Here is a 14,906-nt window from a genome sequence, read left to right on the forward strand (position 1 = left end):
GGGGGTCGTATCCTGTCGTTGTTCAGCGGATCCCTGGGCTTATCCCATAAAGCCAGTCCGTAGTACTCACCGATCATCCTGCGATAGCGAGAAAGCCATAGTCGATGTAATGCTGTGGGCCCGCCAATCGGATCTCTGAAGGGAAGAAACTATGCACGAGGCTCATTGTGAACTGCGCTCCGCTCGGATTCACTTTCCGGCTGATCAAGAGCGAGGTTGGATATGAACGATCCACCAACTGCGTTGGTGGGATTCGGAACCCGCGCCCAGCGCCAAGTGTCCCGTGTAGGCTGAGTATGAACGCACCACCAACTGCGTTGGTGGGATTTCACCTGAATACTCGTGTTGTCATCGACTTTTTCAACAGCCTGTTAGGGGTCTTTTGGTTAATGAAAATCGTGCGAAGCCGCGGCCGTCATCGCGTACGACAGCGGCTGAATGCGCCGAGCTTTGACGTGAATCACCCCATCCTGATTCTGCAACACGCCGTCGATCAGAAGCAGCGGCTGATTCACCAACACTAAATGATTGCGGTCGAAGATATCCGGCGTAACGATTATGTTCGAGATGCCGGTCTCGTCTTCCATGCTCAAGAACAAAAACCCTTTCGCCGTTCCGGGCCGTTGGCGAACGATGACCCACCCGGCAACCCTTACCCAAACGCCGTTGCGTATCTCGCGCAGATCAATCGCACGCTTGACACCGAGCTTGTTCAATTCGTCGCGGCGATAAGCGAGCGGATGCTTTCCTACCGTAAGCCCTGTTCCGCGAAAGTCCGCGTTCACCCGCTCTTCTATCGTCATAGGCGGAAGCGGCGATTCGGCATTCTGATCCTTCTGTTCTTTGAGCAGAGGCCCAACCGCCCGAGCCGCGCGTTCGACTTGCCAAAGCGCGCTGCGACGATGCAAGAATTGACCGTCGACCGTCGACCGCCGACCGTCTACTGCTGACCGACCGTCGACCGTCGACCGCCGACCGTCTACTACTGACTGACCTCTGATGAAATTCAGCGCGCCAACCTCTGCGAGTTTTCTCATCTCATCCTTGCGAAGCTCGGGCACGCGGTTGTGCAGATCGTCGATGTCAACATACGAGCCCTTCGCACGTTCACGCACGAGCGCGCACGCGGCTTCTTCTCGAAGCCCTTTTACGTATCGCATGCCAAGCCGAAGATCGGGGGCTGGGGGTCGGGGGTCGGGGGTCAGGGGTCGGGGATTGGGGGTTGGGGGTTGGGGATTGGTAGACGAATAAGAAGCTCGCTCTTCAGCAACCCAACCCCCATCCCCTGACCCCCATCCCCCATCTTCAATCGTGCATTCCCAGTCCGAACAAGTGATGTCGATGGGCTTGATCTTCAGCCCGTGCCGCTGCGCGTCCTTGATAATCGTAGCCGGGTGATAGAAACCCATCGGTTGATTGTTCAGGATCGCAGCAGTGAACGCGGCAAGATAGTGGCACTTCAAATAAGCGCTTGCGTATGCGATCAGCGCGAAGCTCGCAGCGTGCGATTCGGGGAAGCCATATAGCGCGAATGAAGTAATTGCTTGAACGATTTTATCCTGAGTCTCGCCGGTGATTCCGTTGCGCTCCATGCCACGCCGCAGCTTGATATCGATTTCCTGCATGCGCGCTTCGGAACGCTTGAAGCCCATCGCGCGCCTGAGCTCTTCGGCTTCACCTCCGGTGAAGTTCGCGCAGATCATCGCGATGCGCAGCAACTGTTCTTGAAACAGCGGCACCCCGAGCGTGCGCTTCAACACCGGTTCAAGCGAAGGGTGCAAACACGCAGGCTCTTCCCTGCCAAGCCGCCGATTCAGATAAGGATGGACCATGTTGCCGACTATCGGGCCGGGTCGAATGATGGCCACCTGCACCACGATGTCGTAAAACTTTTGAGGCCGCAACCGCGGAAGACAAGACATCTGCGCGCGGCTTTCGACCTGGAACAAGCCAATCGTGTCAGCCTTACACAGCGCGTCGTAGACAGCCGGGTCGTCTTGCGGAAGATGCGCCAGATCTACTTCCTCATCGTAATGATCGCGAATCAACGTCAGGCATTCTTCAATCGCAGCCATCATTCCGAGGCCCAGCAAATCGACTTTGATGATGCCCATATCGGCGCAGTCTTCTTTGTCCCACTGAACGACCACGCGGCCGGGCATTGCCGCGGGCTCGAGCGGAACAACCGAATCGAGTTGTCCCTGACAGATCACCATCCCGCCCGAGTGCTGACCCAGATGGCGCGGCAGGTCTTGCACGGCCACATAAAGCTCGAAGAATTTCTTGATGCGCGGGTCCAACAGATCGAGCCCGGCGTCGCGGAACTGACGCTCGGTTGTGTCCTTCGGATCGTGCCATTCAAAAGCGCGCACCAGACTTGAAAGCCGAGTGATCGTTTCTTCATCAAAGCCCATCGCCTTGCCAACTTCGCGCGCCGCCGAACGGCCGCGATAAGTGATGCAGTTTGCGGTCATCGCCGCGCCGTGTGTGCCGTAACGCTGATAGACGTGTTGAATCACGCGCTCACGCTGATCGCCGCTCGGCAAATCGAGGTCTATATCCGGCCATTCGCCTCGTTCTTCGGAGAGGAAGCGTTCGAACAACAGCTCCATGCCGACCGGATCGACGGCGGTTATTCCAAGCGAGTAACACACCGCGCTGTTGGCCGCCGAGCCGCGGCCTTGAACCAGGATTCTTTGATCCCGGCAGAAGTTGATGATGTCCCAAACGATCAGAAAGTAACCCGCGAGATGAAGCTTCTCGATCAAGGCAAGCTCGCGATCGATCTGTTGAAGCGCACGCTGGTAAGTCGGCGTTCCGTTCGCGCCGGTGTAGCGCCCCCGCGCGCCTTCGCAGGTGCGCTTGCGAAGAAACGAATCCATCGTCTCGCCGGCGGGGACGGGATACTTCGGAAATTCATACCCGAGATCCTCGAGAGTGAACTCAAGCCGGGAAGAAAGCTCAACCGTATTTGCGATTGCCTGGGGCAGGTCGGCAAACAGCTTCGACATTGAAGAAGCCGTCTTTAAATAACGTTCGGAATTTCGACCGAGCAATCGCCCGGCAGCTTCAAGCTGCACATGGTTACGAACACAGGTCAACACGTCGGCAAGCTGACGGCGCGCGGCGCTGGCGTAGCACACGCCGTTGGTGGCAAGCAGCGGGAGCCTGAGCCTTCGCGCTATTTCTATCAGCGCCTGATTGCGCGATTCTTCTTCGCGATTGAAATGGCGTTGAAGCTCGGCCTGGACGTTGCCCCTCCCGAATATGTCAACAAGCCTTTCGGTTAACCTGGCCGCTTCATCAAGACCGCCGCTTCCGAGCGCGTGCGAGAGCGGCCCATCATCTCCGCCGGTCAAACAAGTCAATCCCCCGGCATGCTCAGCCAGTTCGTCCAAGGTGGCCGCGACTTCGCCGGGCTTTGCGTGCTTCGGAGCGCGAAGCTTAATTAGAGTGATCAAGCGGCAGAGGTTCTGATAGCCCGCGCGGTTCCGGACTAACAAAGGAAGAGTCGTGATGCGCGGGGACTCGTGATGCGTGATGCGTGATGCGTGACCGGTTGCGAGTACAACGCTTATCTCTGCGCCGATGTGAGCTTTGATCCCGGTCTTTTTCGCCGCCATATGAAACCGCGGCGCGCCGTAGACCCCGTCGCGGTCGAGCAGCGCCATCGCCGAGCCTCCGAGTTCCGCGCACACGGATGCCAGTTCTTCCGGAAGCGACGCGCCTTCCAGAAAGCTGAACGCGGATCGCGCGTGGAGTTCAACGTAGTCTTCGGTCATAACCAACTCTGCGTCTTTGCGAATCTTGGCGGTCTTTGCGCGAAACGTTTCTCTGCGAATCATGTTTCGCGCAAAGAGCGCCAAGTTCCGCAAAGCTCGCTACGGCCATTTAGCAATCAGTCATATACCCCTTCAACAAACCACGCATCACTCCGCAAATCGTGATAGATGCGATAGAGCGTTCCCTTCTCCGAAGAAGCATCAGAACCAGCAACAGCTACATCCCACTCGTCGCGAGACCAGCGGTCCTCGGTCCACCAATCACCCGAAGTGCGCCACGGACCCGCCAGATGCAAAATCTTGCCGCGTATGCTTCGACCGGCTGCGGCTTGCGCTTTGATCCGAGTCGGCCAGCCGCCTGGTGTTTCGACTTCCGCGCGCAACGGAGGACGAAACACTCTGAAGCCAAGAACGGATCGAGAATGGAGGATTGAAGATCGAGGATTGGCTCGCCCCCTCGCCCCCTCGCCCCCTCGCCCTGTCAGGTTATTAGCTCCGCGCGCTCGGCGTCCTCTGCGGTTAACGTCTCTCTTCACGATGAAACGCTTGATGCGAAAAGCTCCCGGCCGATGCGTGTTCACCAACTCAGGCGAGCCGACGTTGTTTGCACCGACCAGTCTGGCGAGCCGCGCTAACGTCAGCTCTAACTTTTCCGGTTCAGGCGCGAGCGGCTGAAACAGTCCGTTCTGTATCGATCGGGGCTTCGCCGGTTCGCAGGTGATCGACACCGCGACGATCGCACACTTTGGTGGATGCGATTCGATGTCCAGCAGCAGCAACTTCAAAAAGACTCTGCCGTCGCGCATCGGAAAAGGCAGGCGAATCGCTCGCTCGTGTTCGGTTTTATCTTCAAGCTTCAATCGAAGCCTCAGTTCATCCACCGCCAGCCCGTGTGCTTGCAGGTTTGCGCAGAGCTGATTCAACAGTCGGGCAAGAATGAAAGAGAGCGGTTCGAGAAGCTCGATAGGATCATCAAGCTCGAGGGATTTCTCGAACCCCGGCGCCGGCTTCGAAAGCAACAACGGGCGATCGGTTTCACCGCAAGCGAGCTTTTGCAACCGCACACCCTCAGGCCCGAGCCGCTCGGAGACTCCCGCTTCGGGCAATGCCGCGAAATCGCGAAAGCTTCGGATGCCCCAAAGCTCGAGCGTCTCTAAAATCTCCGCCGCGCGATCAGCTTCGACGCGAGCCAGAGAAGCATCCAGCGACGCGAGCGGCAAATCACCGAGGCGTTTTGCTTCTTTGCCGGGATGGATGACGGTTATGCCACCGAAACTTCTTGCCGCATGAATGGCCGCATCAGGATCTCGAGCAATGGCTACATTGACTTTGAGACCGAGCTCCGCGGCGTGGCGCGCGATCTCTTTTGCAATCTCGCGAGGCGAGCCGAACAACAACTCGCAGCCTTCGATGTCCAGCACGACCGTGTTCCCGGCGGTCTCTTCCACCAGCGGCGAGAACGCGTAAGCACAGTCCACCAGCGTCGCATGATTCTTGAGATTGGGGCTATGAATACACGCGAACATTTCAAATCCGTTCCGAGCTTTCCCAGTTATCCGAAAATCCATCGAATATATACGAAAATAATCTAAAATCGTCAAGCTCTCGAATCTCCGTTGCTTTCAGGGGCGAAGCCTTGATCCATGTGCCTCTGTGTCGTGATAATCGAGTGTCGCGAATGGCAGAAAAGAAAAACAAAAGATCGGAACACATGAGCGATGCGTTGTTTGGTGAGTTAAAGGAATCGCTAGGGCAAGCTTTGCAACATGCTCGCGGCAAGTCTTTCCAAAACATCATCGACGAGCTGCGGGAATTCTATGGCCCGCCCGAGCCACCCAAGGTCACCGATCCGCTGGGGATCATCTTGCTCGAGAACGTCGCTTACCTGGTGAGTGACGAGCGCCGCGAGCAAGCCTTCGACGCTCTTCGCGAGCGAGTCGGCCTAACGCCGCCTGAAATCCTCATGGCTCACGAGGAGACCTTGCTCGAAGTGGCCCGCCTCGGGGGAATGCATCCTGCCGCGCGGGTGGAAAAACTCCGGCGCATCGCGCAGATTGCGCTGCAACAGTTCGATGGCGACCTCGACAAAGTCCTCAAGCTGCCCCTTGCTCAGGCAAAGAAATCATTGAAGAAGTTTTCGGGAATCGGTGACCCAGGCGCGGAAAAAATATTGCTCGTCTCGAAGACCCATCCGATCCTCGCACTGGATTCGAACGGGCTGCGAGTGCTGCTGCGACTTGGCTATGGCGAAGAGCGAAAGAGCTACTCTTCGACCTATCGCTCGGCGCAAGAGGCGGTCAAGGACGAGTTGAAGAAAGACTACGATTGGTTGATTGCGGCTCATCAACTACTGCGCCGTCACGGGCAGGAGCTGTGCAAAAGGATCGAGCCGTTGTGCCCGTCCTGCCCGGTGAAATCGAGCTGCCGATACTATCAAGAGAATGCGCGGAAGAGCATGGAGTTCAGGCTTTAGCCTGGGTTCTTCCCCGCTTCGCAAAACAAACCCAGGCTAAAGCCTGAACTCCATGCCCTTTGAACGTCGCAGACCATAGGCTTTGTGACGGACCTTTCCTCTAGACGACACCAACCCCTGAGCTTCGAACTCGCGCAGTATTCGCCCCGCGCGGTGGTAATCAATTGAGAGCCACATCTGCAGAATCGCGTGCGATGCCTGGCCAAACTCGGTCACCACGACAAGCGCGTCGTCGTATAGTTCGTCGGGCACAGACGCGTCGGCATCGCAGGGTTTCGCCGGTTGACTGGTTTCATGCTCGGCATCGCCGAGATTGGACAGTGAAGCCTCGCGTTGTTGGTTAGCGCGCGCCGCGGCGCTCGGGGTCGCCTCGATCATCAAGAGAATCTCTTCCAGTTCGCGGCGCAACTCTGACAGGCGAAGCTCCAGATTGGACGAGTCCATCGATACCTCAAATGCTGATCGCGAAGTGGGGGTTGCTGCGACAGAATATCACAGATCGCGCGGGGGCTGCGCATCCAGTGAATGGCGCAGAAGTGTGCAACGGGAACTAGCTCCTCATCCAAGGCGGGTTCCTTTTTGCGATTCGCTCGTACACCGGGCATGTCACAGCGTGCGCGCCGGGAAGATAACCGGTGCTGAGCAGGAACTCGCCGGTGATCTCCCCGCCTGTAAACACAAAGGTCTTCTTGAATAGCTTTACCCAATCGTCTTTCGCCAGCGGATGGTTAGCATCCAGCCACTTCGCGAATGATCCGTCGCGATCCCGGATTCCGGCGATGCGGCGCGCGTTCTCGATCGCCGCATTGATCTTAAGCTGGTTGCAAATAATACCGGCGTCGCCGAGCAGACGTGAGCGCTCTCTTCTTCCATAAGCCGCGACCCGATCGACGTCAAACCCGTCGAACGCGGCACGGAAGTTCTCTCGCTTTTTTAGAATCGTCAACCACGACAAACCCGCCTGATTGATTTCGAGCACCAGCCGCTCGAATAGTTTCGATTCATCGCGAATAGGAAATCCGTACTCCTTTGCGTGGTACGGACCATGATAAGGATGCCCGGGTGCGATATCGCAGTAGCTGCCCATTTCGACTCCTTCTCGTTAGTTGAAACAATGTATCGTGCAGCACGGCTCTCGATCAAATTCCTTCGAGCTTGCGTCTGGATATGCTCGCGCGGTAGAACTCATGCGCTGTGCCCGGCACTCTGAAAAAAGGACGAGTTGAGATGAGTCCGGATCTCGAAAACCAAATCGTCGACACGTGGAACATAAACAACCGCATCAACCTCTACCTGCTCGAAGCGATCCCGGCAGACGCGCTCAGTGACATCTCGGCTTCGAAGGGGCGAACCGTTGCCGAGCAAGTAGCTCACCTTCACAACGTCAGGCTGATGTGGCTGAAGGTGTCCGGTCCCGACCTCATGGAAGGTCTCGAGAAGATCGAGAAGGAGGCGGCCGCCGACAAGAAGCTGCTGGCGCGGCGACTGAAGGAATCCGGGCAGGCCATGGAAGCGCTGCTCAAGAAAGCGATCGAGAACGGGGGCAAGGTGAAGGGGTTCAAACCGCATGTTACGGCTTTCCTGGGCTATGTCATCGCTCACGAATCGCATCACCGCGGCCAGATTGCTCTCTCGCTGAAGCAGTCCGGGCACCCGCTCGACAAGAAGGTTGGTTATGGAATCTGGGAATGGGGCGTGCGATAACAATGCCCCAGACCCGCTCTATCGACGGCCCGATCGAAAGCGCCGACGCGCTTGCGGCTGAGATCGCCCACCGGATTCGCGCGCTGCCAGGATTGAACACCGAACGTGTGAGAGCGGTTCGCCGCGAGTTCTCAAAGCGCCTTTCGAAAGCCTCGTCCGCCACCGTCCTGGAAATTGCGGGGCGACTGCTCGACGATCCGTCAAGCGACTATCGCTTCGTTGCCTACGAGCTTATTCGGCATCATCGAGCGGCACTCGCAAGCTTGCGTGAAACGGAACTCGAACGATTTGGCCGCGGCATAAACAGTTGGGGCGCGGTCGATATGTTCGCCTGCTATTTAGCGGGACCCGCGTGGCGGGAGAATCAAGTTCCCGACAAGCTCATTCATCGCTGGGCGCATTCAAAGGACCGCTGGTGGCGCCGCGCTGCGCTGGTCAGCACTGTGCCGCTCAACAGCAAGGCTCAAGGAGGAAGCGGTGATACGGCGCGCACGCTTGCAGTCTGCCGCCTACTGGTAACGGATCGCGACGATATGGTCGTCAAGGCGATGTCGTGGGCGCTTCGCGAACTGTCGAAGCGCGACGCAAACGCGGTGAAACAGTTTCTCGACGAACGTCAGAACGTCATCGCGGCTCGAGTAGTCAGGGAAGTAGGAAATAAGCTCTCAACCGGACTGAAGAACCCGCGGGAAAGAAATGCCGGCAAGAGCAAAGTTCGCTGAACAGGAGGCGGAAATGTTTCGAGGACTCAGAACGGTTATCTATCATGTGAATGAGCTGGATCGAGCTAAGGCCTGGTACAGCTCGGTGCTTGGAATAGAGCCGTACTTCGATCAGCCGTTCTACGTCGGTTTCAACGTCGGCGGCTTTGAGCTGGGGCTCGATCCTGACATGACCGGCATCACAACCGGCGCCGGCGGCGTGAGCGCCTATTGGGGTGTGAGCGATTGTGAGGCCGCCTTCAACCGGCTGCTGGAGCTCGGCGCTTCGGCGCATAGTCCGGTGCAGAATGTCGGCGGCGGCATCCGGGTTGCGGCCGTCAACGACCCGTTTGGTAACGTACTGGGCGTGATTGAGAACCCAAATTTCTCGATCGATGCGACGAAGTAGCAAGCTTGTATGGGCGTCCCACAGTGGGCGCCCCTTGGCCGTGAGAGGCTTCATCGTGTGAGGGGGGCGGCCACAGAGGGACGCCATACAGATCTCTTCACGATTTCCTCAAGCCCCGCCCAGCGGCTCATAGATGTCTGGAGAAACTATGCCAAAGCGATACTGGTTGATGAAATCCGAACCAACCTCATACTCGATCGATGATCTGAAAAGAGACAAGTCAACGCTTTGGGAAGGAGTGAGAAACTACCAGGCGCGAAACTTCATGACGAAAGAAATGAGCGTTGGCGACGAAGTACTGTTCTATCACTCGAGCACCGAGCCGCCCGCCGTCGTAGGTATCGCCGAAGTGAGCGCTCGCGCTGAACCGGACCCCACTCAGTTTGACCAGCGCGACTCGCACCACGATCCGAAGGCTACGCCCGCGAATCCGATCTGGTACTGCGTGCGAGTGAAGTTCAAACAAAGACTCAACCGCCCGGTTGCGCTTTCAGAATTGAGAGAGCAGAAGGAACTGCAGAACATGATGCTGCTGAGAAAAGGGAGCCGGCTTTCGATTCAATCGGTCACCGAAAAGGAGTTCAAGCTCGTCATCAAACTTGGATCGCGCAAAGCCACTGGCGCAAGAAAGGCCAAGGGATGACGCGGGGGCTGCGTCACCCGCAGGCGTTGAGAAACGGGAACCAATCCTTCGCTACTATTCGACGCGTTGCTGCATCGATGACTAACTTCGGGGGCACGAACGTGTGATATGCGAGCCCTCAAGTGCCTCTTCCAAGTTTGTAGACTTCCCGAAGCGCTTTGATCATCATTTGCTCGGTCACATATCTGGGATCCGCAAGCCAGCGCTCGACCGCTGTAGCCAAAGCTTCGAGCCTCGCAATCCGCTCTTCTTTGTTCTGAGTGCTCGCCTTTGACACCCGTCTCTCGTGCTGCGATGCGTCACATTGCGCTTCGCCGCAAAACCGCAACCTTGCGATCCATCCTCGATCGAGACCTGTCTATCCTGAAAACCGCCGAGCCAGCGGGGATCTCGCCCGCCTGTGCCACCAGCCAATCAACATTGTGCCCCGGAACGAAACCACCCGAGGCAATGGTCAGGATCTCCGTGCGGCTGCGCGCGCGCCTCGTCTGAATTTTTCCGATCTCGTATCCGTCCAACAGAACCCTGTCTCGCCTGCACCAGCCCCCAAACGTGTTTACCTTTCGGCCTGGTTCTATTCTCAATCTCGCTCTTATCGCTTGCTGTATAGTCATCGCGAATCACCTTTGAGTTCGTTTTCCTGCTCATAGGGAGTGCCCGAAAATATACGAAAATCTCTGAACATTGTCAAGAACTATTTTCGCTCGCCGTATGCACTTTTTTCTTGACATTACCGGGGCTGGTATTCGACAATGTTCAGTGAATTTTCAGGACGGTGCGAAAGTAGGAATTGGGCTTTAGTCTGTGAGCTTCAGAGTCATGCGGGCGGACGAGATCAGACTGAAGTCTGGGCAGCAACCACGTAGTGGTCAAATGTTTGTAGTAATCGGCGGCGACAAGTCCTCACCCCGGCCGGTTGAAATGTCGGCTGGTGTCGAAGTCGTCTAATCGTACATCCAACTCCTGACGGAGTTGGCCCGTGGCGGTAGACATCATCGTACAAACATTGAACTCCTCGGGGGTTGCTATACAGACTGAAGTCTGTGCTACCTGGAGGCGATATGGTCACACCAAGACAGCGACAGATCTATGACTACCTTTGCCGTTACGCCGATGCGCACAGCTATGCGCCAACGATGGCGGAGATCGGCAAACAATTCAAGCTCAGCTCGCCGGCAAGCGTTCACCACATTTTAGCGGGACTGGAACGTGAGGGGCTGATCCGCCGCATCCCGAACGTAAGCCGCGGCATCGAGGTCGTGAGAGAAGAAGCCTCGGAACAGGACTTCGAGATACCGTTGCTGGGTGTAGTCGCAGCCGGCCAACCGATAGAAGCAATCCTCAGCCACGAAACCATCTGCGTGCCGCGCGATTTCATGGGCCGCGAGCGCCTGTTCGCGCTTCGCGTGCGCGGCGATTCGATGATCGGCGAGCAAATACGCGAAGGCGACTGCATCATCGTCGAGTCGCGCCAGACGGCTAACAACGGCGAGATGGTCGTAGCGCTGGTGGATGGGAGCGACGCGACGGTGAAGACTTTTTTCAAGGAACGCAATCAGATAAGACTCGAGCCGGCTAACCCGCGATATAAACCGATCATCGTTAGCCCGCCCGATCGCGTGACGATTCAGGGCGTCGTAAAGGGGCTTATTCGTAAGTACAAACGGTGAGGAAAATCAAGCCGGATCCCCGACGCTTCCCGTCCGTTCTTCACTGCCCGACTGCGCTGTTTCAACACCGCGTCCTACTGTTTTATAATCCGGTTCCCCGAATGCAGCCGGAATAGACGACATGAAACAGCCGATCATTACTCCCCGAGCCATAGGCCGCGCACGAACCACTCTCCTCTGCGTCGTTCTATTCTCATTCGCGGATACTTCCTTGCGCCGAGTCGTGGCTCAGCAGCCTGTCAACAAGCAACTAAACCGAGGCGGTGTGCCGTTGCGCTTGCGCGAGCCGAGAATCAAACCTATCGAGGAAAAAGATTGGACCGCGGTGGAGCGCGAACTTCTCGCCCCGATCAAGACGGAACGTGGGTCCGTGCCGAACATCTACGGGACCCTGGCGCGCCACCCAAAGCTGTTCGCACCTCGTCTTACCTTCGGCCGCTACATTCAACGCGGCTCGACGGTGCCGGCGCGAGACCGCGAGATTCTCATCCTCCGAATCGCCTGGCTCTCAAGCGGGGAGTACGAATGGTCGGCGCGCACGACTATCGGAATCCAAAACGGCCTGACAAAAGAAGACATCCAGCGCATAGCCAAAGGGCCGCAAGCACGTGGATGGAATGCGTTCGACGCTTCGCTGGTGCTTGCAGCAGACGAGCTGTATCGGAACATGTTCATTAGCGATCCGACTTGGAACAGTCTGGCAATGCGCTACGACACTCATCAGATGATGGATCTTGTGATGACCGTAGGCGGGTATCACATGCTGGCGATGGCGCTCAACAGCTTCGGTGTTCGGCTTGAGCAGGACGCTGCCGGTTTTCCAACTCGAGCCGGCACGCTCCAACCCGGGCCGAACCGCAGAGGTGGCATTCCGATTCGGCTCTCGAGACCGAGGATCCCGCCAACTCCGGAGAGCGACTGGTCCAATGACGAACGCGAGCTTTTGTCCGGTTTCAAACAGCAGCGGGGCTACGTTATGAACGTCTACGGCACGCTGACGCGTCATCCGCAGATGTACAGACCGTGGCTGGCCTTTGCGAGATACATCTTGCGAGAGTCATCGCTGCCGGCCAGAGAACGAGAAATGCTGATCTGCCGGATAGCCTGGCTTGCGAGCGGCGAGTATGAGTGGGCGGCGCATAAGAGCCTTGGCAAGGACGCGGGTTTGACTGACGCGGAGATCACTCGCCTGTCAGAAGGACCGGACGCTAAGGGCTGGAGACCGATTGATGGAGCAATCGTGAAAGCTGTCGATGAGCTGCACTACGATGCTCTGATCAGTGATGCTACCTGGACGGCGCTCGCGAGGCGTTTCGATACGAGGCAACTGATGGATTTGGTATTCACGGTCGGCGCGTACAAGATGCTGGCGATGGCGCTCAATAGCTTTGGTGCGCAGTTGGACAAAGGAATGATCGGCTTCGAAACCCCAGCGAATCGAAATTGAAGAGCGCTCCGATCCGCGTCAAAACCTGAGCGACACCGACCCCAGTTTTTCCATTAGCCCAGTCGTTCAGAGACTGTGTCAACACCGCCAACTTCAGTTGGGGTTTTGTCTAATCGAATGCTGCTTCGGACATGCCTGTTTGGCTCGTCGTGATGTACCATAATCCTTTCGGGTCGAGCATAGACCCGCCTGATCTCTTTGAGGAGACGCACTAAGATGGCCGACGAGTTTCATAGCGATGAGGATTTCGCGCTCGGAGTCGAGGACTTCCCTTCCGAGCGCGACTACAAGCTGCACTGCCTGCGACATTCGACCTCGCACATAATGGCTTCGGCTGTTCAGCAAATCTTCCCCGACGCCAAGTTCGCCATCGGTCCGCCGATCAAGAACGGTTTCTACTACGACATGATGCTGCCGCGGCCGCTCACGCCCGAGGACCTGGTGGAAATCGAGCAGCGCATGCGCGAGATCGTCAAACGAGGGATCGAGTTCAAACGCGAGAATTGGGATAAATCGAAGGCGCTCGACTTTTTCGGGTCACACAACCAGGAGTTCAAAACCGAATTGATCAATGGCATTCCCGGCGACACGGTATCGACTTACGCGATCGGCGAATTTACCGATCTTTGCGCGGGTCCGCACGTTCGGCGCACAAGCGAGTGCAAACACTTCAAGCTCACTTCGATTGCCGGCGCTTACTGGCGCGGCAGCGAGAAGAACCCGATGCTTCAACGCATCTACGGCACGGTGTGGCCAACCAGGGACGAGCTCGAGGAGTACCTGCACAACATCGAAGAGGCGAAACGGCGCGATCATCGAAGGGTCGGGCGCGAGCTTGAACTCTTCATGACTCACGAGTGGGCGCCGGGCGCGCCGTTCTGGCTGCCGAAGGGCACGGTCATCTATCACACGCTTCAGGAGACCATAAGACGGCTGCTCGCGCACAACGGCTACGTCGAGGTCAAGGCGCCGCTGCTGTTCAGCGAGAACCTGTTCAAGACTTCCGGGCACTGGGCTCACTACAAAGAGAACATGTTCATCGTCCACGAAGATGAACACGAATACGCGTTGAAGCCGATGAATTGCCCGGGCCACATGCTGATCTTCGGGGCGAAGCGGCGCAGTTATCGCGAGCTTCCATTGAGACTCTCCGAGCATAGCGTGCTTCATCGCAACGAGCGCGCCGGCGTGCTGGCTGGCCTAACCCGCGTGCGCCAGTTCCAACAGGACGACGCTCACCTGTTCATCACCGAAGACCAGATCGGCGAAGAAGTGAACCGGCTGCTCGCGCTGGTAGCCCGAGTCTACAAGGCGTTCGGTATGGGTTATCGCTTTACGCTGAGTGTTCGCGGCGATGATATGTCGAAACACATGGGCGATCCGGCGGTGTGGGACCGGGCCGAGAAGCTGCTCGCGGAGGCGCTCGAGGAAAACCATCTCGAATACACCGTCGAGAAAGGCGAGGCCAACTTCTACGGGCCGAAGATCGATCAGATGGTCCAGGACTCCTTAAAACGCGAGCACCAGCTCGGCACGATCCAGTTGGATTTTCAGCTTCCGCGGAGCTTCGGGCTGAGCTACGTCAACGAGCACAACGCCGAATCGATTCCGGTTGTGATTCATCGCGCCATCTACGGCTCGTTGGAGCGGTTCGTAGGCATCCTGATCGAGCATTACGCCGGAGCGTTTCCGGTGTGGCTCGCGCCGGTGCAGGCGAAGGTGCTGTCGATATCGGAGAAGACCGCCGACTATGCGCGCGAGGTCTACGAGCGATTGCTCGCCGAAGAGATTCGCGTCGAGTTGGACGTGCGCGACGATAAGATCGGCGCCAAGATTCGCGACGCGCAGCTCGAGAAGGTTCCGTACATGCTGGTCACCGGCGCGAAGGAAGCCGAGTCGCGCGCGGTGGCTGTTCGCTCGCGCGAGAAGGGCGACGAGGGCGCCGTACCGCTTGAAGAGTTCGTCGCCCGGATAAAGGTCGAAGCGAGCTTTGACTATTAGTCTGGAGTTCAGAGTACAAGCTTTAGCTTGCTGTTGTAGTGGCTAGCAAGCTAAAGCTTGTACTCTGAACTCCGGC

Annotated in this window: 14 protein-coding genes; 8 read left to right on the top strand and 6 right to left on the bottom strand. The window is 57.3% G+C overall.

From position 1 onward, the window contains the following. Positions 1-386: 386 nt before the first annotated feature. Positions 387-3,782, bottom strand: coding sequence for an error-prone DNA polymerase (locus AABO57_06030; protein MEK6285281.1), 3,396 nt, complete (start codon positions 3,780-3,782; stop codon positions 387-389). 116 nt (positions 3,783-3,898) lie between these two features. Continuing rightward, complete coding sequence (locus tag AABO57_06035; protein MEK6285282.1) at positions 3,899-5,308, bottom strand: DNA polymerase Y family protein; 1,410 nt, start codon at positions 5,306-5,308, stop codon at positions 3,899-3,901. 152 nt (positions 5,309-5,460) lie between these two features. Between AABO57_06035 and AABO57_06040 the strand changes: the two genes are divergently transcribed. After that, positions 5,461-6,255: a hypothetical protein gene (locus AABO57_06040; protein MEK6285283.1), complete on the top strand. Its 795-nt coding sequence runs from the start codon at positions 5,461-5,463 to the stop codon at positions 6,253-6,255. Positions 6,256-6,291: 36 nt separating this feature from the next. Here AABO57_06040 and AABO57_06045 read toward each other — a convergent pair whose 3' ends face one another. Together AABO57_06045 and AABO57_06050 are read right to left on the bottom strand one after the other, a co-directional pair. Beyond that, positions 6,292-6,699: a DNA translocase FtsK gene (locus AABO57_06045; GenBank protein ID MEK6285284.1), complete on the bottom strand. Its 408-nt coding sequence runs from the start codon at positions 6,697-6,699 to the stop codon at positions 6,292-6,294. A gap of 106 nt (positions 6,700-6,805) precedes the next feature. Next, positions 6,806-7,342 (bottom strand): DNA-3-methyladenine glycosylase I, encoded by a 537-nt coding sequence (locus AABO57_06050; protein MEK6285285.1) that lies wholly within the window; start codon positions 7,340-7,342, stop codon positions 6,806-6,808. Positions 7,343-7,482: 140 nt separating this feature from the next. Between AABO57_06050 and AABO57_06055 the strand changes: the two genes are divergently transcribed. The 4 genes from AABO57_06055 to AABO57_06070 all read left to right on the top strand — a co-directional run bounded on the left by AABO57_06055 (position 7,483) and on the right by AABO57_06070 (position 9,712). After that, positions 7,483-7,959, top strand: a complete 477-nt coding sequence (locus AABO57_06055) for a DinB family protein (GenBank protein ID MEK6285286.1) — start codon at positions 7,483-7,485, stop codon at positions 7,957-7,959. After that, complete coding sequence (locus AABO57_06060) at positions 7,944-8,681, top strand: DNA alkylation repair protein (protein ID MEK6285287.1); 738 nt, start codon at positions 7,944-7,946, stop codon at positions 8,679-8,681. The genes AABO57_06055 and AABO57_06060 overlap by 16 nt, the downstream gene beginning before the upstream one ends. 13 nt (positions 8,682-8,694) lie before the next feature. Beyond that, positions 8,695-9,069, top strand: a complete 375-nt coding sequence (locus AABO57_06065) for a VOC family protein (GenBank protein MEK6285288.1) — start codon at positions 8,695-8,697, stop codon at positions 9,067-9,069. A gap of 148 nt (positions 9,070-9,217) precedes the next feature. Further along, entirely contained in the window at positions 9,218-9,712 is a 495-nt protein-coding gene (locus tag AABO57_06070; GenBank protein ID MEK6285289.1) for an EVE domain-containing protein, read from the top strand. Between the two features lie 118 nt (positions 9,713-9,830). Here AABO57_06070 and AABO57_06075 read toward each other — a convergent pair whose 3' ends face one another. Both AABO57_06075 and AABO57_06080 read right to left on the bottom strand, forming a co-directional pair. Then, complete coding sequence (locus tag AABO57_06075) at positions 9,831-9,989, bottom strand: hypothetical protein (protein MEK6285290.1); 159 nt, start codon at positions 9,987-9,989, stop codon at positions 9,831-9,833. 22 nt (positions 9,990-10,011) lie between these two features. Continuing rightward, on the bottom strand, positions 10,012-10,326 hold the full coding sequence (locus AABO57_06080; protein MEK6285291.1) for a hypothetical protein: 315 nt from the start codon (positions 10,324-10,326) through the stop codon (positions 10,012-10,014). A gap of 447 nt (positions 10,327-10,773) precedes the next feature. On the opposite strand from AABO57_06080, the gene lexA reads away from it, so the two are divergent. From lexA to thrS, 3 genes are all read left to right on the top strand, one after another. Continuing rightward, a complete protein-coding gene (gene lexA / locus AABO57_06085) occupies positions 10,774-11,382 on the top strand; it encodes a transcriptional repressor LexA (protein MEK6285292.1) in 609 nt (202 codons plus the stop codon). Positions 11,383-11,503: 121 nt separating this feature from the next. Continuing rightward, complete coding sequence (locus AABO57_06090; GenBank protein ID MEK6285293.1) at positions 11,504-12,829, top strand: carboxymuconolactone decarboxylase family protein; 1,326 nt, start codon at positions 11,504-11,506, stop codon at positions 12,827-12,829. A gap of 216 nt (positions 12,830-13,045) precedes the next feature. Further along, entirely contained in the window at positions 13,046-14,830 is a 1,785-nt protein-coding gene (gene thrS, locus AABO57_06095) for a threonine--tRNA ligase (protein MEK6285294.1), read from the top strand. The last annotated feature ends 76 nt before the right edge of the window (positions 14,831-14,906 follow it).

It is taken from the genome of Acidobacteriota bacterium (genome assembly GCA_038040445.1).
Classification (GTDB): Bacteria; Acidobacteriota; Blastocatellia; order UBA7656; family UBA7656; genus Onstottus_A; species Onstottus_A frigus.